The organism is Dermacoccus nishinomiyaensis (assembly GCF_900447535.1).
GTDB lineage: Bacteria > Actinomycetota > Actinomycetes > Actinomycetales > Dermatophilaceae > Dermacoccus > Dermacoccus nishinomiyaensis.
The window spans coordinates 2,147,411-2,167,767 of sequence record NZ_UFXX01000001.1 but is presented as its reverse complement, the minus strand read 5'-3'; the positions used below and the strand labels follow the sequence as shown (position 1 = coordinate 2,167,767).

Annotated in this window: 24 protein-coding genes and 1 riboswitch; of the genes, 14 read left to right on the top strand and 10 right to left on the bottom strand. The window is 69.1% G+C overall.

The window, feature by feature from the left end:
* Window positions 1–44 precede the first annotated feature (44 nt).
* Window positions 45–569 (top strand): PadR family transcriptional regulator, encoded by a 525-nt coding sequence (locus DYE07_RS10110; RefSeq protein WP_115296910.1) that lies wholly within the window; start codon window positions 45–47, stop codon window positions 567–569.
* Window positions 570–649: 80 nt separating this feature from the next.
* Here DYE07_RS10110 and DYE07_RS14520 read toward each other — a convergent pair whose 3' ends face one another.
* Entirely contained in the window at window positions 650–1,060 is a 411-nt protein-coding gene (locus tag DYE07_RS14520; protein ID WP_139023508.1) for a hypothetical protein, read from the bottom strand.
* Window positions 1,061–1,184: 124 nt separating this feature from the next.
* Between DYE07_RS14520 and DYE07_RS10100 the strand changes: the two genes are divergently transcribed.
* The gene (locus DYE07_RS10100) at window positions 1,185–2,981 is read left to right on the top strand and encodes an FUSC family protein (RefSeq protein WP_062256191.1); all 1,797 of its coding nucleotides are present in this window, start codon (window positions 1,185–1,187) and stop codon (window positions 2,979–2,981) included.
* Window positions 2,982–3,149: 168 nt separating this feature from the next.
* Here DYE07_RS10100 and DYE07_RS10095 read toward each other — a convergent pair whose 3' ends face one another.
* Together DYE07_RS10095 and DYE07_RS14785 are read right to left on the bottom strand one after the other, a co-directional pair.
* A complete protein-coding gene (locus DYE07_RS10095) occupies window positions 3,150–4,247 on the bottom strand; it encodes a Fic family protein (protein ID WP_062256193.1) in 1,098 nt (365 codons plus the stop codon).
* Window positions 4,248–4,510: 263 nt separating this feature from the next.
* Complete coding sequence (locus DYE07_RS14785) at window positions 4,511–4,675, bottom strand: hypothetical protein (protein ID WP_172462985.1); 165 nt, start codon at window positions 4,673–4,675, stop codon at window positions 4,511–4,513.
* Window positions 4,676–4,716: 41 nt separating this feature from the next.
* Between DYE07_RS14785 and DYE07_RS15190 the strand changes: the two genes are divergently transcribed.
* The 6 genes from DYE07_RS15190 (at window position 4,717) to DYE07_RS10075 (ending at window position 8,972) form a co-directional block, all read left to right on the top strand.
* On the top strand, window positions 4,717–5,124 hold the full coding sequence (locus tag DYE07_RS15190; RefSeq protein WP_240742565.1) for a thiamine pyrophosphate-binding protein: 408 nt from the start codon (window positions 4,717–4,719) through the stop codon (window positions 5,122–5,124).
* A complete protein-coding gene (locus DYE07_RS15185; RefSeq protein WP_256594818.1) occupies window positions 5,013–6,065 on the top strand; it encodes a thiamine pyrophosphate-binding protein in 1,053 nt (350 codons plus the stop codon). The genes DYE07_RS15190 and DYE07_RS15185 overlap by 112 nt, the downstream gene beginning before the upstream one ends.
* Window positions 5,989–6,468 carry a thiamine pyrophosphate-dependent enzyme gene (locus DYE07_RS15180; protein ID WP_231729367.1) on the top strand — a complete coding sequence of 160 codons (480 nt, stop codon included), beginning with the start codon at window positions 5,989–5,991 and terminating at the stop codon, window positions 6,466–6,468. The genes DYE07_RS15185 and DYE07_RS15180 overlap by 77 nt, the downstream gene beginning before the upstream one ends.
* 257 nt (window positions 6,469–6,725) lie before the next feature.
* Window positions 6,726–7,382, top strand: a complete 657-nt coding sequence (locus DYE07_RS10085) for a winged helix-turn-helix domain-containing protein (protein ID WP_115296908.1) — start codon at window positions 6,726–6,728, stop codon at window positions 7,380–7,382.
* A complete protein-coding gene (locus DYE07_RS10080; protein WP_312294783.1) occupies window positions 7,379–8,074 on the top strand; it encodes a class I SAM-dependent methyltransferase in 696 nt (231 codons plus the stop codon). The genes DYE07_RS10085 and DYE07_RS10080 overlap by 4 nt, the downstream gene beginning before the upstream one ends.
* 262 nt (window positions 8,075–8,336) lie before the next feature.
* The gene (locus DYE07_RS10075; RefSeq protein WP_160126253.1) at window positions 8,337–8,972 is read left to right on the top strand and encodes an alpha/beta fold hydrolase; all 636 of its coding nucleotides are present in this window, start codon (window positions 8,337–8,339) and stop codon (window positions 8,970–8,972) included.
* A 151-nt stretch (window positions 8,973–9,123) separates the two neighbouring features.
* Here DYE07_RS10075 and DYE07_RS10070 read toward each other — a convergent pair whose 3' ends face one another.
* Window positions 9,124–9,603: a mycothiol transferase gene (locus tag DYE07_RS10070; RefSeq protein WP_006947583.1), complete on the bottom strand. Its 480-nt coding sequence runs from the start codon at window positions 9,601–9,603 to the stop codon at window positions 9,124–9,126.
* An 86-nt stretch (window positions 9,604–9,689) separates the two neighbouring features.
* Between DYE07_RS10070 and DYE07_RS15415 the strand changes: the two genes are divergently transcribed.
* The 3 genes from DYE07_RS15415 (at window position 9,690) to DYE07_RS10060 (ending at window position 12,129) form a co-directional block, all read left to right on the top strand.
* Complete coding sequence (locus tag DYE07_RS15415) at window positions 9,690–9,842, top strand: VOC family protein (protein ID WP_311200859.1); 153 nt, start codon at window positions 9,690–9,692, stop codon at window positions 9,840–9,842.
* Complete coding sequence (locus DYE07_RS15410; RefSeq protein WP_006947573.1) at window positions 9,836–10,099, top strand: VOC family protein; 264 nt, start codon at window positions 9,836–9,838, stop codon at window positions 10,097–10,099. The genes DYE07_RS15415 and DYE07_RS15410 overlap by 7 nt, the downstream gene beginning before the upstream one ends.
* 200 nt (window positions 10,100–10,299) lie before the next feature.
* Complete coding sequence (locus DYE07_RS10060; protein WP_115296907.1) at window positions 10,300–12,129, top strand: HNH endonuclease signature motif containing protein; 1,830 nt, start codon at window positions 10,300–10,302, stop codon at window positions 12,127–12,129.
* Window positions 12,130–12,277: 148 nt separating this feature from the next.
* Here the strand turns inward: DYE07_RS10060 and DYE07_RS10055 are convergent, their stop codons facing one another.
* The 4 genes from DYE07_RS10055 to DYE07_RS10040 all read right to left on the bottom strand — a co-directional run bounded on the left by DYE07_RS10055 (window position 12,278) and on the right by DYE07_RS10040 (window position 15,216).
* Window positions 12,278–13,207, bottom strand: coding sequence for an energy-coupling factor ABC transporter ATP-binding protein (locus DYE07_RS10055; protein WP_237723805.1), 930 nt, complete (start codon window positions 13,205–13,207; stop codon window positions 12,278–12,280).
* Between the two features lie 125 nt (window positions 13,208–13,332).
* Window positions 13,333–14,097 carry a cobalt ECF transporter T component CbiQ gene (cbiQ, locus tag DYE07_RS10050; RefSeq protein WP_170957293.1) on the bottom strand — a complete coding sequence of 255 codons (765 nt, stop codon included), beginning with the start codon at window positions 14,095–14,097 and terminating at the stop codon, window positions 13,333–13,335.
* 2 nt (window positions 14,098–14,099) lie between these two features.
* Window positions 14,100–14,504 carry an energy-coupling factor ABC transporter substrate-binding protein gene (locus DYE07_RS10045; RefSeq protein ID WP_006947575.1) on the bottom strand — a complete coding sequence of 135 codons (405 nt, stop codon included), beginning with the start codon at window positions 14,502–14,504 and terminating at the stop codon, window positions 14,100–14,102.
* Window positions 14,497–15,216, bottom strand: a complete 720-nt coding sequence (locus DYE07_RS10040) for an energy-coupling factor ABC transporter permease (protein WP_006947566.1) — start codon at window positions 15,214–15,216, stop codon at window positions 14,497–14,499. Before DYE07_RS10040 ends, DYE07_RS10045 begins: the two co-directional genes overlap by 8 nt.
* Before the next feature lie 46 nt (window positions 15,217–15,262).
* Window positions 15,263–15,359: riboswitch (cobalamin riboswitch) on the bottom strand.
* Window positions 15,360–15,573: 214 nt separating this feature from the next.
* Between DYE07_RS10040 and DYE07_RS10035 the strand changes: the two genes are divergently transcribed.
* Window positions 15,574–16,035, top strand: coding sequence for a hypothetical protein (locus DYE07_RS10035; protein WP_006947571.1), 462 nt, complete (start codon window positions 15,574–15,576; stop codon window positions 16,033–16,035).
* Window positions 16,036–16,324: 289 nt separating this feature from the next.
* On the opposite strand, the gene DYE07_RS10030 is transcribed toward DYE07_RS10035, so the two are convergent.
* Together DYE07_RS10030 and DYE07_RS10025 are read right to left on the bottom strand one after the other, a co-directional pair.
* A complete protein-coding gene (locus DYE07_RS10030) occupies window positions 16,325–17,020 on the bottom strand; it encodes an ABC transporter ATP-binding protein (RefSeq protein WP_038569683.1) in 696 nt (231 codons plus the stop codon).
* A 94-nt stretch (window positions 17,021–17,114) separates the two neighbouring features.
* Window positions 17,115–18,191 (bottom strand): FtsX-like permease family protein, encoded by a 1,077-nt coding sequence (locus tag DYE07_RS10025; protein ID WP_172462984.1) that lies wholly within the window; start codon window positions 18,189–18,191, stop codon window positions 17,115–17,117.
* Window positions 18,192–18,343: 152 nt separating this feature from the next.
* Here DYE07_RS10025 and DYE07_RS10020 point away from each other — a divergent pair, with 152 nt between their 5' ends.
* Both DYE07_RS10020 and DYE07_RS10015 read left to right on the top strand, forming a co-directional pair.
* Window positions 18,344–19,723: a sensor histidine kinase gene (locus DYE07_RS10020; protein ID WP_115296903.1), complete on the top strand. Its 1,380-nt coding sequence runs from the start codon at window positions 18,344–18,346 to the stop codon at window positions 19,721–19,723.
* On the top strand, window positions 19,720–20,352 hold the full coding sequence (locus DYE07_RS10015; RefSeq protein WP_115296902.1) for a response regulator: 633 nt from the start codon (window positions 19,720–19,722) through the stop codon (window positions 20,350–20,352). Before DYE07_RS10020 ends, DYE07_RS10015 begins: the two co-directional genes overlap by 4 nt.
* Window positions 20,353–20,357: the final 5 nt, after the last annotated feature.

Below are 20,357 nucleotides of genomic sequence, written 5' to 3'. Positions count from 1 at the left end.
GTTGAACGTTCATCGTTCACCGCGACGTCGCGAAGGGGGCTGACGTGAGCGTTCGTAACGGCCTGCTCGCGCTGCTCGCGTCGCAGGAGATGTACGGCGCGCAGCTGCGCTCCGAGTTCGAGGCACGCACGGGTGGGCAGTGGCCCCTCAACATCGGCCAGGTCTACACGACGCTCGGGCGCCTCGAGCGCGACGGCCTCGTCGAGGGCGCGGGCGCGGCCGACAACGAGGGCCGCATTCCGTATCGCCTCACCGAGGCGGGGCGCGGTGAAGTGGATTCGTGGTGGGCCCAGGCCGTCCCGCGCGACGTGACGCCGCGCAACGAACTCGCCATCAAGTTGGCGCTCGCCGTCACGATGCCGGGCGTCGACGTGCGTGCGCTCGTCTCGACGCAACGCACCGCGACGATGCGGCACCTGCGCGAGCTCAACCGGTCGAAACCGCGCCGCACACCGGGCGCGCCGAGCGCTCCGACGCCTGACGAGCTCGTCCTCGAATCGCTCATCTTCGCCGACGAGGCCGAGCTGCGCTGGCTCGACTACGTCGAGGAGCGGCTGGCTCGCGGCTGACGTCGTGCGCGGTCCACATGGATCGCGAGGTGGGAGCGCCTGGCGCGGGGTTGACGTCGAGGTGCTTCGTCGCGCGCGCCTCAGTGCTGACGCGGTAGCTCGCGCCAGGTGCCGGTTCCCACCGCCTGTGCGAGGTCGCCCCGACGCGTTCGGGCGGCGCTGAACGTGGGGCACCGCTCCTCGTGAAGCACCCGGCCACGTCGACTCACACAGACGGCCCAGGGGCGACGAAACACGAAACGGGTCAATGCCAGCAGCGGAACCAGGAGCAACAGCAGAGCCAGCTCGCCGATGAGGTAGACCAGGACGACGATGAGCGGGACGAGCACGATGGCGAAGATCACCGCCGAGATCAGGTCATCACCGCCGGGGGATGCACTGAGGAGCTGCCCGGCCCACCGGTGAGCCCGGGGGCTCCACGGCAGCCACCGGCAACGCACCGCATAGGCGCGCGGTTTCGTGCCCGCTGCCGCGGGTTCCTTGACTCTCATGTTCTGTCCCTGAATTCATGAACACGACGCCATGCCACTGCCGCGGCGACGAGCACCCGTGTGCATGTGGAGGCGAAAGGCCCAGGTTTCCGGGGTTGCCGGTGGCCAGGTTCACAATAGAGGCATGCCCCGCCTCACGATGATGCTCGCGCCGCCGCAGGTGCGTCGCGCTGCCCGTCGTCGCGGGGTGACGAAGGCGCGCCTCGCGGACGAGCTGCAGACGTTCGTCGAGGTCAAGCCCGCGCCGGGGCGCTGGAAGACGGCGGCACACATCACGACGTGCGTGACGCTGACGGTGCTGGCGTTGTCGTTCGTCCTCGGCCCACAGCTCGGTCTGCTCGGGTTGACGGGCACGTTCTTGTGCACCGTCAGCGTCAAGCGGACGTGGCGTCACCGCGTCACCATCCTCGCGTGCATGACGCTCGCGTACGTCGCGGCGTTGACGATCGGGGTGAGCGTCGCAGGACATGCGGTGCTCACGACGGTCGCGCTGACGGCGATCGCCGGCGTCAGTGTGCTTCTGTACCACGCGCTCGTCGGCGACCCGCCTGGCCCTGTCTTTCTGACGATCGGCCCGGCCATCGGCACGTATCTGCCTACGGTCGGCGTGCCCGGCAGCCGGTTCCTGCTGGCAGCAGGCTGTGGCGCCGTGATGTCGAGCGTGCTGAGCCTCGCGCTGCAGTACCCGCAGCGTCACGAACCGGAGGATCAAGCCGTCGACGAGGCGCAGGAGGCGTGTGACGCGTACTTCGAGTCAGACCCGGACGGCGATTTCGTCGAGACGGGCCGCCTGCGGGACACGGCGTACGCGTCGATCTTCTCCGCGGCGTGGGCGTTGAGCGCGGCGACGGGCCGCCGTCACCCCGACCCGCACTGGCGCGAGCTGACGAAGCGCCTGCGCCGGTTGCACATCGAAGTCGTCCAGCGCACCGCCGCGACGCGACTGCCCGGGGCCGTGATCGCCGTCCCCGTCATGGCGCAGGCGCGCTACCTCGGACGCCCACCGCGGCGCTACCTGCTGCGCTGGGGGTTGTCGCGCTCGTCCTTGCCTGCGCTGATCGCGCGGCGCGCAGCGCTCGCGGTGCTGCTCACGTGCGTGCTCGCATACGCACTCGGCGTCACGCATCCGTACTGGGCGGTCATGACGACGGCGCTGCTCATCTCCCTCGGCGGCGACCGGTTGACACTGACGCATCGCGCCGCGCACCGCTTCGTCGGCACGGTCGTCGGGGTGGGGTTGTTCTTCCTCGTCAGCCTCACGCATCCGAGCGGCTGGTGGGTCATCGTCGTCGCGCTGATGTGCGTGTACCTGCTGCAGTGGACGGTCGTGCGCAACTATGCGCTGGGCTCGATGTTCATCACGCCGATGGCGCTGCTCGTGGCGTCGGCGGGCACGGCGCACAAGCCGATCGGTGAGTTGATGCTCGATCGCATCTTCGAGACGGCCCTGTCGTGCGTCATCTGCCTGTTCGTGCTGTGGGCGTTCGGGCGTCGTCTGCCCGTGCTGCTCGTGCGTCGTCAGTTCCGTCGCGCCCTGCGCGCCCTCGAGCGGGTGCTGCTGCTCCTGGCCGACGGTGAGCACAACTCCGAGCGGGGCGTCAGCGCGCGGCGCGACCTCGTCTTCGAGCAGCTCGAGGCCGCGCACGTCCTGCAGATCGCACAGCGCGACCTGCCGCGCGTGCTCGGGTCGTGGAGCGAGCTCGAGGCGAGCCTCGGTTCGGCCACGTACGTGACCCTCGCGGCGTGCTGGACGCACGATCCGCTCGCTCACCTCGACGCCAACGCGATGGCGTCACGCCTCGCGCGCCTCATCCACGACCTGCCGCCCGTCTCGACGCAGCTCGTCGACGCGACGACCATCGCCGCGAGCGTCGACGACCTACTCGACGTCGGGGGGCACGGCACCGCGCCGCGCCCGTAGCGGTGTCGTCGCGACAGCCGACGCGGTGCTCCCCACGTCCCGCACCCACCCCACGCGGTGAGTGCGATGAGCCGGACATGTACACGTTTTGCGGCTTCTCGTACACATCGCCCGAACGTGTCGATGGCATCACCATGTCGTCACCGCGAAGGCTCCGACGTCGGCGGATCAGCGATCGGTTGCCTCGGCCAGCGTGTCGAGGAGCGCGCGATTGAGGTAGACGACGCTGCGTCCGAGTTGCTGGCGCTCGAGAACATCGTGCTGCGCCAGGACGGAGAGCCACTTCGAAGCGGTTTGACGCTTGGCCAAGCCTGCGTCGACGATCGCCTCGATGCGGACGTACGGCTGCGCGAACAGCACCCGCGCGAGGTCTGACGCGGGTGCCTGCGCCGGGAGATGCCGGCGGATCGCGTCCTCCGCTTCCCGGCGCAGCCCTTCGATGACCTCGACGAGCGAGAGCGTCCATCGAGCGGTGGCGCCGACCGCACCCACCATGTAGAGGATCCAGCCCTGCCAGTCATCCTGGGCGGTGACGGCGCGGAGGCGGGAGTAGTACTCGTCCTTCGTACGAACGATGTGGCCCGACAGGTACAGCACCGGCTGCTCGAGCAGCCCCTTCTCGACGAGGAGCAGGAGGTTGATCACGCGACCGGTGCGTCCGTTGCCGTCGAAGAACGGGTGGATCGCCTCGAACTGGTAGTGCTGCATCGCCATCACGACGAGCGGGTCGAACCCCGAGTCGGCGTGCAGGAAGCGTTCCCACCCGGACAGATGCTCGGCGATGACGTCTGCACCCTCGGGCGGCGTGTAGATGCGTTCACGGTTGACGGGGTTGCCGATATAGGTCCCCGGTTGATTGCGCAGAGTGGCGGTTCGGCCCTGCAGCTCGCTGCAGATCTCGAGTGCTGTTCCTGACGTCAGGGGGCGCGTCTGCAGCGAGTCGAACCCGACCCACAGGGCACGGCGGTAGCGCAGGGCCTCCTTGACCGCCGGGGACGTCCTGGTGTCCGGCATGTCCGCGGCAGCGCGGAACAGCTCGTCGTTCGTGGTCACGACGTTCTCGATCTCGCTCGAGGCCTGCGCCTCGAGAACCGGGAGCAGGTGAACGAGCATCGTCGGGTCCGGCAGGCGCCGGACCGCTTGATCCAGGGCGGCGAGGGCTCGACTGGCGGCGATGACCTCCTTGAGCACCGCCGGCGTCTCGACCTGCGTCGAGGGAGGAAGAGGCGGCAGATCCTGGTACGGAACGTCGGGGCCGGTCCACATGAGGACGAGCGTACGCGCCTGAGCACCCTGACATGTACACGTTTTGCGATTTCTCGTACATATCGCCCGAACGTGTCGATGGCGTCACCATGTCGTCACCATGACGGCGCCCTGTCGTCACCCTGTCGACGTCCTCGCGGGAGCCGCTGACGCGCCGCCCGAGTCGGCCGTGAATGTGCTGAGGGGCATGGTGCTGCTGGACCTGACCTGCCAGGATGACGACGAAACGTCATTGCCTCTCGAAGGATCGATCATGGCGAGCATCAGGAGGCCACCGTCGAGGAGGCGACGACGATGATGACGTCGAGGAGGCGACGACGATGATGACGTCGAGGAGGCGACGACGATGATGACGTCGAGGAGGCGACGACGATGATGACGTCGAGGGCGCGCGCGTGGGCCGAGGCCGACCCGCATTCGTTCCCCACGCCCGTCCAGAAGTGATCACGCCCGCCGAGCGAGGAGAAGCATGAACATCGGATCCGAGATGACGATCGCCGAGATGATCGTCGAAGCGCTCGCCGAGTACGGCGTCAGCGAGTTCTGGGGTGTGGTCGGTGACGCGCTCAACCCCGTGGTCGACGCCATCCGGCGTGAGGACCGCATCGAGTGGGTCGGTGTGCGCCACGAGGAGGCGGGCGCGTTCGCCGCATCCGCGCAGGCGCAGCTGACGGGGCGTCTCGCGGTGTGCATGGGCACCGTCGGGCCCGGCGCGATCCACCTGCTCAACGGCCTGTACGACGCGAAGAAGTCGCACGCGCGCCGGTGCTCGCGATCTGTGGGCAGGTGCCGACGGAGGAGATCGGCACGAGTTTCTTCCAGGAGGTCGACAACGACGCGTTGTTCAGTGACGTCGCCGTCTTCACCGCGACGGTGACGAGCGCCAACCAGATGCCTCAGCTGCTGGAAGCCGCCGTCGCACACCAGGGCGTCGCGGTGCTCAACCTGCCGGGCGACATCAGCGGGTTGAAGCTGCCGCACGGCACGCGGACGCCGCGGTTCGCGCCGCCGCCGCTGCCGTCGTCACCGGCTGCGGATTCGCTCGACGGGGCCGCCGCCGCGCTGCGGGATGCCGAGAAGGTGACGCTGCTCGTCGGTCGCGGTGCGCGTGAGGCGCGAGAGGAGGTGCTCGCGCTCGCCGAGAAGCTCGCCGCGCCGACGGTGCTGACCCTCAAGGCGAAGGAGGGGCTCGAGCACGAGAACCCGTACGAGGTCGGCCAGAGCGGGCTCATCGGCAACCCGGCGGCCGTCGGGGCGATGGACGAGTGCGACGTGCTGTTCATGATCGGCACCGACTTTCCGTACCGCGAGTGGTATCCGGAGGGCAAGAAGGTCATCCAGCTCGACACGCGCACGCAGCACATCGGACGCCGCACGCCCGTCGACATCGCGCTCGTCGGTGGTGCGCGCGAGGGTCTGCGGGCGCTGCTGCCGATGCTCGAGCCGGCGTCAGGGCGCGAGCACCTCGAGAAGGCGCAGTCGAAGTACGCGGAGTGGATGGACGATCAGCGCAAGCTCGCCGACCCCTCGTTCGACGAGTCGCTGCTCGGCAAGGTGCGCTCGCTCGGCGACAACCCGGAAGAGAAGGTGCGTCCGGAGGCCGTCGCGCTCGCGCTCGACGAGGTGTGCCCGACGAACACGATCTTCACCTCCGACACGGGCATGTCGACGGTGTGGCTGTCGCGGCTGCTGCCGATGCGCGGAGAGCGCCGTCTCATCGGCTCGTACAACCCTGGGCTCGATGGCGAACGCCATGCCGATGGCGCTCGGCGCGCAGGCGCTCGATCGTCGTCGCCCCGTCGTCGCACTGTGCGGTGACGGCGGCCTCATGATGCTCGTCGGCGACCTGCGCACCGCCGTCACGTACGGCCTGCCGGCGACGTTCGTCGTGTTCAACAACAGCAAGCTCGGGATGGTGAAGCTCGAGCAGGAACAGGTCGGGCTGCCCGAGTACGGCACGGCGCTCGACAACCCGAACTTCGCCGACGTCGCCGCCGCGATGGGTTTGCGCTCGCGGCGCGTCGAGGACCCGGCCGAGTTGAAATCGGTTCTGCGCGAGGCCGTTTCGTCACCGGAGCCGTGGCTCGTCGAAGTCGTGACGAACCCCGACGAGGTGTCGGTGCCCGGCAAGGTGAAGCCCGCCCACGCGTTCGGTTTCGCCAAGGCCAAGGTGACGGAGTTCTTCACCGACCGCGGCCCGACGGGTGGCGGGGAGCACTGAGCGTGCACTGATTCTGCGCTGAGCCGACGGCCGGACGAGCATTGTTGCTCGCCCGGCCGTCGTCGTGAACATCACCGCGGCTCGGCACGGATCGGCCAGCCTCCTCCGGCTATGGCTAGAACCTTCGTTGGAGATGCACCCCTCGGATTGGCGCGCGAATACGGCTTGGCCCTGGTGTCTGGCGGCTCACCAAATAGACGACAAACATCGCGCAATAATTCTTGCGCTTCTAGCCGGTCGGTGGCAGGCTTGCGGCTATGAACGCCACGCCAGGGCGCGATGAGGCTACACACATCACGGATCCCAAAGCCGTCGCGGCTATCACGCACCCACTTCGAATGAGGCTGCTCGGCGAGTTGGCGCGCCGTGGCACAGGTCGGGTGAAGGATCTTGCGGACTTGCTCGACGAGCCAGCCAACTCCGTCAGTTTCCACCTGCGCCAGCTGGCCCGATATGAGTTGATCGAGCCCGACCCGGACCACACGGGCGACCGTCGCGAGCGGTGGTGGCGGCCGACCTCCGAGCGCGGGTTTCATATCGACCTGGCGGCGCTGCGGGCGCAGACCGGGGGTGAAGCGGCGGTGGACACGCTTCGACGGGTCGCGGAGGGGCACGTGGTCGCCCTGCATCGGGCAATCCAGGCTCAGGTTGGCGACGGCGCCGAGCTCGATCCCTCCGGTAGCTCATCGCCCTGCTCAATCAGCCAAGACTTCGCAGTTTGGCTTGATGATCAGGAGTTGGTCGAGATGCGCGCCGAGCTCAGCGCCGTTCTGGACAAGTGGAGCGAGCGATCCCGGGACCGTCGCAACCAGGCAGTGGCACATCCCAACCGGCGCGGCTACTACGGCATGCTCTTGGCCGCTCCCGAGGACGAAATGTTCCGCGTGTACGCCCGCCAGGAGGAAAATCGATGATGGATACCGCCGACTACGACGCGTTCGCCCCCGCTTATGTCGAGGAGAACGAGAATGGCCTGTTCAACAAGTGGTACGAACGCCCCGAGGTGCTACGCCTGGCCGGTGATGTTGAGGGGCTTCGAGTGCTGGACGCCGGCTGCGGCCACGGACCCTTGACGAAAGAGCTGCGCGATCGTGGCGCAACCGTAAGTGGCTTCGATGTCAGCCCCGCGATGATCGCCATCGCCCGCGACAGGCTGGGTGAATGCGCCGACATACGGGTGGCCGATCTCGCTGCCCCGCTGCCCTATGGGGACAACGAGTTCGACCTGATCACGTGTTCTCTTGCGCTGCACTACGTCGAAAACTGGAGACCCACGCTCGGCGAACTGCGTCGCGTTCTACGCCCGGGCGGGCGGCTGATCGTCAGCCTGCTTCACCCCTTCCTCTTTGCCGCCCTGCACCGAGACCAGGACTACTTCGCACTCACCCAGTACTCCGAGGACTATGCGTTCGGCCAGACCACTACCGTGCTGACCTACTGGCACCGGCCCTTGCAGGATGTCCTCAATGCGTTCATCGACGCGGGCTTCACCTTTATCAGCCTGACTGAACCCAAGGTGCACCCCGACACCCCCAGCGAACTGCTGCCCCCAGGCGACAAACGGCAATTCCTCAGCTTCCTCTTCCTCACGCTCGCCCTACCCTGAGAACCCCGCGCGCCAGCAACTAACCAGCTTTGAACACCCTCATCACGACGTCACCGCGGAGGCGAAACCGCCTAGAGAATTCTTCGACCACGCGCGACCCACATCGCCACAGCACGGACGAAACCGACGGCCGGACGAGCATTGTGCCTCGTCCGGCCGTCGTCGTGAACATCACCGTGGCTCGGCTCTGAGGACCCGACGGCGTGAAGGTGGCGCTGATGACCCCCCGCAGGGCAGATAGCCTGCAGGAATGCTTCCCCTCGTGGCTCTCCACGGCCTTGCCAGCACCTCAGACGAGTGGGATGAATTCGCGCGGTCGCTCCCGCCTGCCTGGGAATTCATCGCCTTTGATCAGCTGGCTCACGGATCCGCTGCGGAAATGACCGGGGATCTGTCGCGCGAGGCACACGTCGCGCATGTCGTGTCGCAGATCCGTCGTCACGCGGCCACCCCCTGCGTGCTCGTCGGTCAGTCGATGGGCGCCCACACGGCCATGCTCGTCGCGGCGCATCACCCTCAGCTCGTGTCCGCACTCGTTCTCATCGAGGGCGGCGTCGGGGGTGAGGGACCCGAAGCGACGACAGATGTCATCGCATGGGTTCGCACGCTCGTCGACGACCAGGGAGAACCTCGTTTCGATGCGGTGGCCCTGGCGCGCGCCATCCAAGCAGTCCACGCGCAGCAGTTCTGGGAGGACTGGGAGCAGGTTTCGTGTCCGACGCTCATCGTGCGCGCACAGCACAGTTTCATCGCAAACGAAGAGCACGAACGCATGGCTGGCCGGCCAGGAACGCGGGTCGCGCTCGTCGCCGAGAGCGGACACGACATCCACCTCGCTAGGCCCGAGCCCTTGGCGCGGATCGTCATCGACTTCCTGCGCGAAGCCATCGCCGCATGACGGGATGATCCCCGGGGCGGCCGAACCGGGCTGACGTCCCATATCGGCGCGCACCCGGTCACGGTCGGGTGAGTCCGCCGGTCTGCCGGGCTGTGTGGCACATGGATCCGTCAATCCGACTTCATGGGCACGCAGCGTCTCGATCCGCGCCTCAGCCGCGCGCGAGCAGGACGTCGCGGGTGATCTCGAGGTGGCCAAGGTGCTGCGCGAGCTCCTCGACGACGTGCAGGAGCACGGCGCGGCAGTCGGTGACCTGATACGAGCGCGCCGGGGCGTCGACTCGGTCGGCCGGCGGGGCCACCGGGAGCGCGTCGAGGTCGGTGGCGGCGACGTCGTCTATGAAGGCCTGACGTTCGCGTGCGGCGCGTTCGACGAGCGTCGAGACGGGGCCGGTGGCGGTGAACTCAGCGTCGCGGTCGCGCGGAACGGTGCCCCCCAGGTTGACGGTGCTCGACCACCGACGCATCGCCCCGAGGCAGTGCGTCAGCAGCGCGTAGGGGCTGTTCGAGCCGGCGACGGGCAGCGTCGCGTTGGCCGTCGCGTCATCCATGTCGCGCACGATGGTGACGATCGCGTCGAACTTCGCCAGCACGTAGGCGAGGATGACGTCCTTCTCCGAAATCTGCGTCATGCCGCCAGTATGACGGCCCGTGGGCCTGCAGTTCGTGCCGGCGATTCGCCCCTGACGGCGAGGGAGACGCCGTCTACCGTGGCCGCATGAGCGATGCCCCCCAGCTGATGCAGACCGTCCTCGACGCGCGTGATCCGCGGCGCCTCGCGGAGTTCTATCGGCAGTTCCTCGGGCTGACGTATCGCGCCGGGACGAGCTACCGAGTGACGGCCCGGATGATGCCGACTGGCTCGTGCTGACGCACGCGGGCGGCCGCCGAGCGCTCGCGTTTCAACGCGACGAGGACCTCGAACCCACGACGTGGCCCGAGGGGCGCGTGCCGATGCAGATGCACCTCGACCTGACGGTGCCGGCCGTGGCCTCGCTCGAACGGCAGCGGGAGCGCGCCGTGTCGCTCGGCGCGACGCAGGTGCTCGACCGCTCCGATGACGACGATGAAGCCCTCTACGTCTTCACCGAACCCGCCGGGCATCCGTTCTGCGTGTTCGTGGCGTGACGGTTGGCTCAACCGAGGCTGCGCACCTCAAGTACCACGTGGTCCTGCTCGGCGCGTGCTGGCGGGGGAAGTAGGCGCGGCGTAGCCCCGTGAAGTAGCACGAGCCGGGCCGGACGTGCGGATCCCGAGGCCTCGCGCCATGACGGCGTCTCTTCGCCTCGCAACTCGCCATGTTCGAACATATGTACTAAACTGGAGTCATGGACGAGGTCGCGCGCACCCTGCTTCGGCAGGCACGCAACCTCCCGGTTCTCGATCGGTTCGAGCTCTGGGAGGCGCTGAGTCACGCCCTCTTCGACGAGGCACTCAACGCCGAGGGCGCCTTCGTCGAACGTCCCGTCATGACGCTCGACGAGCGGGCCGCAGCGCTCGAGGAGGCCGCTGTCTCGCTCGAGCGCGCTGCTGCCACCGCGTCGCGGGTGTCACGCTCCGCGGACGCGACGATGCACGCTCTCGCCGCACGCCACCACACCGTCCATCGCGAGCGTGACGACATCGAGTGGGAGTCGATGGACGATCGCGACTACCCCCTGACGCCCGGCGAGTTCGCCGCGGCAGCGCTCGGCCCTGCCCTGGGCGTGTCCAGTTCTCACGCCGAAGCGATGGCCGCTGATGCCGAGCGCATCCGCCACTGCCTGCGTCCCCTCTTCGAGCAGGCCGGCGCCGGGCGTGCGCGCATGAGTTCGGTGGTCAAGATCAGTGATGTGCTGGCGCATCTCGACGACGCGCAGATCGCGGTGGCGTTGCCGCACCTGATCCACGCGAAGGCTGCCACCGCGGGCTCCACGGCGGCGAGCAACCGCACGACGCGAGTCCTCGACGCCCTGGGGTTGACCGAAGACGAGGACGAGATCGACATAAGGGCACAGCTCGGTGTCTGGTTCGCGCCACACCCCGAGCACCCGACCCTGACGGAGCTGCGCGCGGTCCTGCCCGCGCGCGACGCGGCGGATCTCAAGGCCGCCATCCACTCCCACGCACAGGAGCTTCGCGACTCGGCCCCGCACGTACTCGACGTCGCGCTGCGCGAACCGATCAATGCGCTGCGCGCGGACGCTCTCGTCCTGCTGGCGCTGGCCAACGTGCACGTCACACCGGTTCTGCACCTCCAGGTGCCTGTTGTGCGCTCTCGTCCCTCGGTGGCCGGTGGCGCGGAGGCGGTGGAGCGGGTTACTCACACCTCCGGGCCAACGCTCGACGGGAGCGCGAGCCGCGTCAGCGTCCTCGACGCGGATGGCGTCTGGAGCGGCCGTTCCGGGCCTGGGTGGCCGGATGCCGCACGCGCATCGGAGCGAGTGTGGAACCGCCATTCCGGCTCAGGTGGCCCCGACTCCACTCGCGAAGCGAGCGGCGTGTGGACCCGCCGTCCGGGCTCAGGCGGCCCGAATGCCGCTCGCTTATCGGAGGGTTTCGGTGGCGTGGGGCCGCCCAGCGGTGCCGATGGCGTCCCCCTGCGACGCGGGGTGGGCGAACACAGCTCGACGAACGGCTTCGGTGATGCCCGCGTGCCGGGCGTCGGGACGATCGTGGCCGCTGTCGTCGAGGAGCTGGCCCGCGTGGTGGGCGCGGTGTTCACGACGGAGCTCATGGACGCCGAGCGCTGGACGACGATCGCCACGAGCACGCAGAAGTATCGTCTGTCGACGGCAATCCGCACGTTCGTGGAGCGTCGCGATGTGCACTGCCGGTTCCCCTGGTGTTCGCGCCGCGGGGAGGGGTGCGATGCCGACCACGTCGTCCCCTTCGCCGACGGCGGGGAGACGAGTGCCGCGAATCTGCAGATGTTGTGTCGTCATCATCACCGGGCGAAGACGTTCGGTGGTTGGGCCGTGCAGATGAACGCTGACGGGGTGTGCACCTGGCAATCGCCTTCGGGGCCGATGATGCTGACCCACCCGAACGATGCCGTCCCCCGCGATCCTGACGACCAGAGCTTCACCGTCGATCTCGACCGCGCGGCTTGGCCACTCGCTGCGGGACCTGCGGCTCTCGAAGCCACGCGTCCAGCCGAGAGCGCGCCGGCCGGCTAGTTTCAGCCCGGGCGCACCGCGAGCATCGCCCCACGCCGCTAGCCCGGCCGGTGCGTGTCCCTACCCGAGATGACGACGGTCGTCGTGGCCGCGGGCCCAGCCGTGCGTCACCCAGCCACCCTGGCTCGAACGCTGTACCTCTGGGCTGTCACTCCATCCGCGTGGGTCGCTTGGGCGACTGAGAGCCGCCGCTGATCACAGCGTCGTAGACCTCGTCGACCGCACGCGGTATCCCACCTCCAACGGGACGTCGGCCAGCGCCATTACCTTCGCCGCCGGCGTCGCCGGGCCCCGCGTCGCCGCCGACGACCTCGTTGACGCCCCCGTCGCGCGACGTCTGCGCTCCGGCACACTTCACGCCTGCGCGCGCCAACATCTGCGCCTGCCAGGGAGCGCGCAGCGCCGCGGCATGCAGGGCGGGCTCGTCGCTGAGCACACGATGCGCGGCGTCCTGACGCAGGTGCCCGTCGTGCAGCAGCGCGAGGTCGTCGGCCCACTCCCACGCGAACGCGAGGTCATGCGTCGACAGGGCGATCGTCGTACCGCGTTCCTCGAGCGACGTGAGGCTCGCGAGCAGCGCCTCGACGCCGGCCGGGTCGAGACCGGCCGTCGGCTCGTCGAGCAGCAAGTACGCGGGGCGCATCGCGACGGCACCCGCGATGGCCACGCGTTTCTGCTGCCCGAACGACAGTTGATGAACCGGCCGATCCGCGAGGTCGCTGATCCCGAGGACGTCGAGCGTCTCCTCGACGCGTCGCCGCACCTCGTCGGGCGGCAGCCCGAGGTTGGTCGGGCCGAACGAGACGTCCGCGAAGACGTCCGCCGAGAACAACTGATCCGCCGGATCCTGAAGCACGAGCTGCACGAGTTGTCGATGACGCTCCAGCCCGCGCCGCGAACGCTGCAACGCCACCCCGTCGACGACGACGTCCCCTGACGTCGCCGCAACCGACCCGGCCACGGCGCGCAACAGCGTCGTCTTGCCTGCGCCGTTCGCGCCGACGAACGCGAGCCGCCGCCCCGGCTGCACGTTGAGGTCGACGCCGTCGAGTACGGCGTCCCGACCGCGATACCCCACGCGCAGATCCCTGACACTCAACCCACGGGTACCAGTTGCCTCCCGGCCGCCGGGCTCAGCCACACGTGACTCACTATCTCGAGCGACGCCGTTCGGCCCAGCTTGCCTGTTCTGCAGCCACCTGTTCATCGCGACATCACCGCCCACGTCATGAGGGCGCTGACGACGAGCACGACACCACACAGCGACCGCCACGACGCCTGCCGCGCGGGCGTCGTGACGATGAGGTCGCCCGTGTATCCACGTCCGGCGAGCCCCGCTTCGAGGCGCTGGGCGCGCGTCCAGGCCCGGACGAGCACCCCCGCGAGCAGCGTCCCAGTGCTCGCGAGCGCCGCGCGGCGCGTCGCGTATCCGAGGCGCGCCGTCTGACTCTCCCGGATCGTGCCGACCGAGTCGAGCAGCGTGAAGATCATCCGATACACGACGCCCGCGATCTCGACGAGAAACGCCGGCACCCCGACGCGCCGCAGCCCGCCGAGGACGTCCGTCATCGGCGTCGTCAGCGCGAGCACGAGGACGGCAGCCGCCCCCGCCGCTGCACGCGACCCCGTCAGAACGGCTCGATCGAGCGACGATCGCCCGATCGAGAACGGCCCCGCCTGCCACAGCGCGTCATCGGGCGCGGGGCCGATCGACACGAGCACGCCCACGAGGCCGATGACGACGAACACCGCCGGCAGCGCCCACACACGCAGCACGAGCCCGGGCGCGACGCGCGCACCCACCGTGACGGCGACGAACGCGACGACGACGACGGCCAGGTCGACGCGCACGTCCCGCGCCACCATCGCCACGGCGAGAAGACCGAGCGCCAGCGCAGCCTTCTCGCTGACGGCATGCGAGCGCCACGCGCTGCTCCACGCCGCCTCGTCGATCGCGAGATGAGCCACGCTCAGGCGATCCGCGAACCGTCGGACGCGTTCGTGACGACACCCGTCGCAGCGTCATCACCTGGGGCAGCACGACGTGACGCAACACCGCTACCCGCACTCGCGACACCCGACGCCGCGTCGCGGTTCTTGCGACGCTCGCGGAACGTGCCGAGGACGAAGCCGAGGAAGCCCGCACCGAGCGCGGCCTGCATCGCGAACAGCCCCGATTCGACCTCGCCACCGGGCTGCGTCCAGAACGGCTCGAACCACGGCTTGTAGTCGGGGTCGGACTTCTCGATGGTCTCGGTGGCCGCAGCGTCCGTGCCACCGAAGTCGCCACTGCGCGTGCCCATGACGAGCGCCAGGACGAAGATCGCCGCCGCGAGCACGACGAGGAGGACGTTCGTCAGTCGACGGTCACGCACGGCTCGCCTCCTTCGCCTCGACGTCGGCCGAGACCGCGACACCCGCATCGAACCCACGATCGCGTCCGAATCCCAGACCGGCGAGCTCCGGGCCGGCCCAGGAGCGCAGCGCGTTCATGAGCAGCACACCGACGAGGCCCTCGACGATGGCGAGCGGAATCTGCGTCACCGCGAACAGCCCGAGAAACCGCGACCATGCGCCGACGAAACCCGTCGCGCGGTCGGGGAAGGCGAGGGCGAGCTGCGTCGCCGTCGTCACGTACGTCATGAGGTCGGAGACGGCGACGGCGCAGAACACGGCGATCGACAGCGGCGCGCGACGCATCAGCCGATAGACGCCGTACCCGGCCCACGGCCCGACGACTGCCATCGACATGACGTTCGCGCCGAGCGTCGTCAGCCCGCCGTGCGCGAGCAACAGCGCCTGGAACAGCAGCACGATCGTGCCCAGCGCCGCCATGACGGGCGGGCGGAAGATGATGGCGCCCTCGCCGGTGCCCGTCGGATGCGACGAACTCCCGGTGACGGACGGCAACTTGATGGCCGACAGCACGAACGAATACGCCCCGACTCCGCCGAGCAGCAGCTTCGACTCCGGATGCTTCTCGATCGTGCGCTTGATCTCGCGCGCTCCGTGGATGACGAAGGGTGCCGCTACCGCACTCCAGGCGGCAGCGTGAACAGGGGGCAAGAACCCCTCAGCGATATGCATGAGTGCACCTTCCCGGGATGACGCGTCCCGCTCGATGGCGTCACCCCGAGTTCCTGACTCACGGAAATCCCGTTCACAGTGGCGCGACCGTGCCGGATTCTCACCGGCTTCCTCGTCCTGGGTGACGCGCGCTGCCCACCCTAGCGAACCGCCCGCCCGCCGTGGGCGCCCGGGACGCAGTAGCTCCCGCAACGGTGATCACACCTTCGTCGTGTCCGGCCCGCCACCTCTGACGGCCCCTCGCGCCACCGCCCCACGGCCAGGCTTCACCCCGGTGCTCCCCCACGCCCGCGCTGCGGCACCGCACCACGTCGACATTGCGACGTCAACACCACGCCAGATCGCCCGCGAGCGCTCATGGCCGACGCACAGGATCTCGACATCACCCACCCACACGCGAGCGCGAACGTGGGGGACGTGGAGAACACGACGGTGACACGAGTCCTGACGGTGGCAGGCGGCGTCCTCGCAGCCTGGATCCCGGTGCTCTACCTGCGCCTGGACGCGCAGCGCGTCGACCCTGCGAGCATCGCGGCGTGGTTGGGGCTCGACGTGAGCGAACTCCTCGCCCTCACCGCACTCGTTCTGGCCACCAGTCGACGCGCCGCGGCCACCCGGCTCATCGGGCTCGTCGCCGCGACGCTGTTCGTCCTCGACGCCGTCACGGACATCGCGAGCGCGACCACGACAAGTTCGCTCGCCACCGCCGTCGCCATGGCGCTCGCCGCCGAGATCCCCGTCGCTCTCGGATGCCTACGCCTCGCCCTGATGCATGACGCGCCGGCCACGACGACGCAGCTGGCTCACGTCAGCTCCTGACCAACGCCGGCGCGAGAACAGGCGCCAGCTCGAACTCCCGTCCCAAACCGCGATTCGCGTCCCCATCTGCGAATCCCGTCCCCAACGACTCGCCGACCTCACACCTACCGTCGAGACGCCGAGACCACGAGGCGACGTCACCGTGAGACGCCGCAACCACGAGACGACGAACGCCGGCCGGATGCTTGTCGCATCCGGCCGGCGTCATGTTCGCCTACACCCGATTCCTCGCGTCGTCTCCGTCGAGACGATCAGGCGCCGAGGCCAGCACTACGACGAGGCGCCGACATCAACCTTGCGTCGGGGTCGCCTCGAGCGTGCGCAGGCGACCGTCGACCATCTCGTGCAGCGAGTCGACGGCGTCGAGGGTGTGCAGGTCGTGCGTCACCATGATGGTCGCGGCCTGGTGTTCGTGCGTCACCTTGCCGAGCAGTTCGACGACGGCGGTGCCGCGCTCGGTGTCGAGCGACGCGGTCGGTTCGTCGACGAGCAGCAGCTTCGGCTCGTTCATCAGCGCGCGGGCGATGCCGACACGCTGACGCTGACCGCCGGAGAGCGCTGCGGGGCGGCGGTCGAAGACCTTCTCCAACCCGACGGCGGCGAGCAGTTCCTCGGCCCGCGATGCGGTGTCCTTGCCGTGACGCCCGGCGATGCGCGCAACGATCTCGAGCTGCTCCACGGACGTCAGCGACGCGATGAGATTGCTCTGCTGGAAGACGAACCCGATCGACGACAGGCGCACCGCTGCGGCGTCCTTGTGCGAGAGCCCCGAGACGACCTTGCCGTCGATCGTCACGATGCCGGAGTCGGGCGTCTGCAGCAGGCCGGCGACGGCGAGCAGCGACGACTTGCCGGAACCCGACGGGCCCGTCACCGCGGCGAACTCGCCCGCGGCGACGTGCAACGACACGTCGTTGACGGCCGTGATGCGCCCCGAGGCGCCGTCGGGGAAGGTCAGCGTCGCGTTCTTGACGTCGAGGCTCATCGGGCTGCTCCTGGCGCGGTGGTGGGGACGAGGGTGGCGTCGAGGCTCATCGCGCGGCCTTCGACACGAGGTACGGGTGCATGACGACGAAGGCTCATCGCGCGGCCCCCAGTGCGGTGTTGGGGTCGACGGTCACGATGCGGCGCACGCTGACGAGCGCGCCGAGCAGACCGAGAACGAACAGCAGCGCCAGCGGGACGAGCGTGGTGGTGAGGCTGAGGACGAACGGCACCGTGCCCTGCGCGAAGTAGCCGAGGACGGTCGCGCCGATCGTGCCGAGGCCGCCACCGATGAGCAGCAGGATGGCGGCCTGACCCATGGCGTCACGCACGAGGTAGCCGGTGTGCGCGCCCATCGCCTTGAGGACGGCGAGGTCGGGCGTGCGCTGGATCGTCCAGACGGTGAAGAACGCGCCGACGACGAGGGCGGAGACGAGCATGAGCATGACGCGCATGAGCGTCAGCGAGCCGTTCTCGGCCTGGTAGGCGCTGATCGTGCTGAGCGACGTCTTCGGGTCCTGCACGTCGAGGCCGGTCGCCGAGGTGAGCGCGTCCTTCGAGAACCCGCTGCCCGTCTTGACGAGCGCGACGGTGCCCGAGCCCTGGCCGAGCAGGCCGGCGGCCTTCGCGTCGTTCTCCGTCATCCACACGACGGGCTGGTGCTGGTACGACGCGTCGTCGCTCAGCTTCGCGACGCGAACGCTCTTGTTGTTGAACGAGATCGACTCGCCCTCCTTGAGCGCGGCGTCCTTCGTGATCGTCTTGCCGACGACGACGGAGCCGTTCTTCACCCCCTTCGGCGCGGCGAACGAACCGTCCGGGACGGCGAAGATGGCGACCGCCGACGGCACACCGGAGACACTCGCGCGGCCCTGCGTGATCGTCAGCGGCGAGGCGTCGGTGACGCCCTTGACCGACTTGATCTTGTCGATGTCCTTCGCCTCGACGTGGGAGCTGTCATACCCGACCTTCTGCCCCTTCGCGGGGGCCGAGAAGCCGATCTGGTCGACACCGTGCGAGGGCAACGTGTCGATGGCCGACACGCTCTCCTTCGCGAGGCCGGCCGCGAGGCCGGTCAGCATGACGACGAGCAGCGTGATCAGGGCGATGACGCCGCCGATGAGGGCGAAACGCCCCTTGGCGTACGCAAGGTCTCGAGTTGCGAGGAACATCAACCTCTTCTTTCGGCACAGGTTCTCCAGGTTTTCTCCATTCCAGCGCGATTCATCCCCTGCGCGCATCACCCAGGCAGTGGGAGAACGCATCAACCGTTCGGTTGACGTCCGTGCGCGTTCGACGCACCCACGCGGCAAAATGGGCGGTGATGAGTACCACCGACTCCGAACGCACCATCCGCACCATGCAGGCCGCGATGCACGTCCTGTTCGTCGTGCTGCTCGTCGTCGGGGTGATCCGGGCGCTCGCCGGAGACGCCTCGCCGTTCGCCGTCATCGCCGCGACGGTCGTGTTCACCGGCGTCTACCTGAGCGGCCTCGTCGTCGAACGCCGCGCGCGCCGCGCCCAGTCGCTGCGCGCCGCCCAGGATTCGCACACCGGCCAGGTGTGGATCATCGCGCTGACGCTCGCGTGGTGCCTGACGCTCGCCATCGCGCCTGACTTCGCGTGGGTGGCGTTCGCGCTGTACTTCCTCGTCCTGCACGTCGCGATCCGGCCCATCGCTGCCGCCCTCGTGCCCCTCGTCCTCGTCGCGAGCGCCGCCGCCCTCGTCTCGCGCCCCGACGGACGCAACGTCGGCACCGTCATCGGCCCGATCATGGGGATGATCGTCGCGCTCGGCATCTCGTGGGTGTACGCCCAGCTGCGCGCGGAGAACACGCGCCGCCGCGAACTCGTCACCCAGCTCGTCGCCGCGCAGGACGACGTGCTCGCGACGCAGGAGACGCTCGCCCTCGCCCAGCACCGCGCCGGCGTCCTCGCCGAGCGCGAGCGCCTCGCGCACGACATCCACGACACCCTCGCGCAGGGCTTCTCCAGCATCGTGCTGCTGTCGCGCGCGGGCCTCGCCCGTAACCAGCACGCCCGCACCCAGCACGCGAGCGCCCAGGCCACCCACGACAGCGCCGCGCATGCCGGCGACGAGATGGCGCGCCTGCTCGAGCAGATCGAGTCGACGGCCGCGCAGGGCCTCGCCGACTCGCGCGAGGTCGTCCATGCCCTGACGCCGAGCAACCTCGTCGACGCGCCGTTGTCCGGCGCTCTCGAGCGCCTCACCGCGCGCCTGACGGAGCACACCGGTATCCGCGCCGACACGACCTGCGACGGCGAACCGCGCCCACTGCCGGCCCCAGTCGATGTCGCTCTGCTGCGCATCGCGCAGAGCGCCCTCGCCAACGTGCGCACCCACAGCAAAGCGCAGCGCGTCGGCGTGACGCTCAGCTACCGACCCGACGAGGTCGGCCTCGAAGTCATCGACGACGGCGTGGGTTTCACCGACGCCGACGTCGAACGCGCACCCCTGGGCGGCAGCGGATTCGGCCTGCGCGCCATGCGTGAACGCCTCGATGCACTCGGCGGCCACCTCGAGATCGAATCCCAGCCCGGCGAGGGCGCCGCCCTCATCGCGACCATCCCCACCAGCGGCCCCTACAAGGCGGTGAGGCAGGAGAACACCCAGCCCGCCCCTGCCCTGACGGCCGGAGTCGAACCGCACGTGACACCCTCGACGGAAAGCAACCTCCGATGACGAGCGTCATCCTCACCGACGACCATCCCGTCGTGCGCGCGGGCCTACGAGCGCTGCTCGACGCGTCGGGCATCGACGTCCTCGACGAGGCCGGCGGCGGCGAGGAGGCCCTGCGCGTGCTCGACCGCCTCGCCGAGCAGGGGGTGCGCCCCGACGTGGTCCTCATGGATCTGCAGATGGGGCCCGGCCTCGACGGCGTCGCGGCGACGCGCGCCATCCGCGCCCGCGACGACGCGCCCCGCGTCCTCATCCTCACGACCTACGACACGGACGCCGACATCGTGCGCGGCGTCGAGGCCGGCGCGTCCGGCTACCTGCTCAAGGACGCACCGCCCGCCGACCTCGTCGAGGCCGTGCACCGCGCCTCACGCGGCGAGACGGTGCTCGCGCCCGCCGTCGCGGCGCGCCTCGTCAACCGGTTGTCCTCGCCCGCACCGACACTGACGGCCCGCGAACTCGACGTGCTCGACGCCGTCGCCGGCGGCGCGACGAACAAGGAGATCGCGAAGCACCTCTTCGTCTCCGAGGCGACCGTCAAGACGCACCTCGTGCATATCAACGAAAAACTGGGCGCAACCTCGCGCACCGAAGCGGTGGCACTCGCACGACGCGCCGGGCTGCTGCGCTGAGAAGC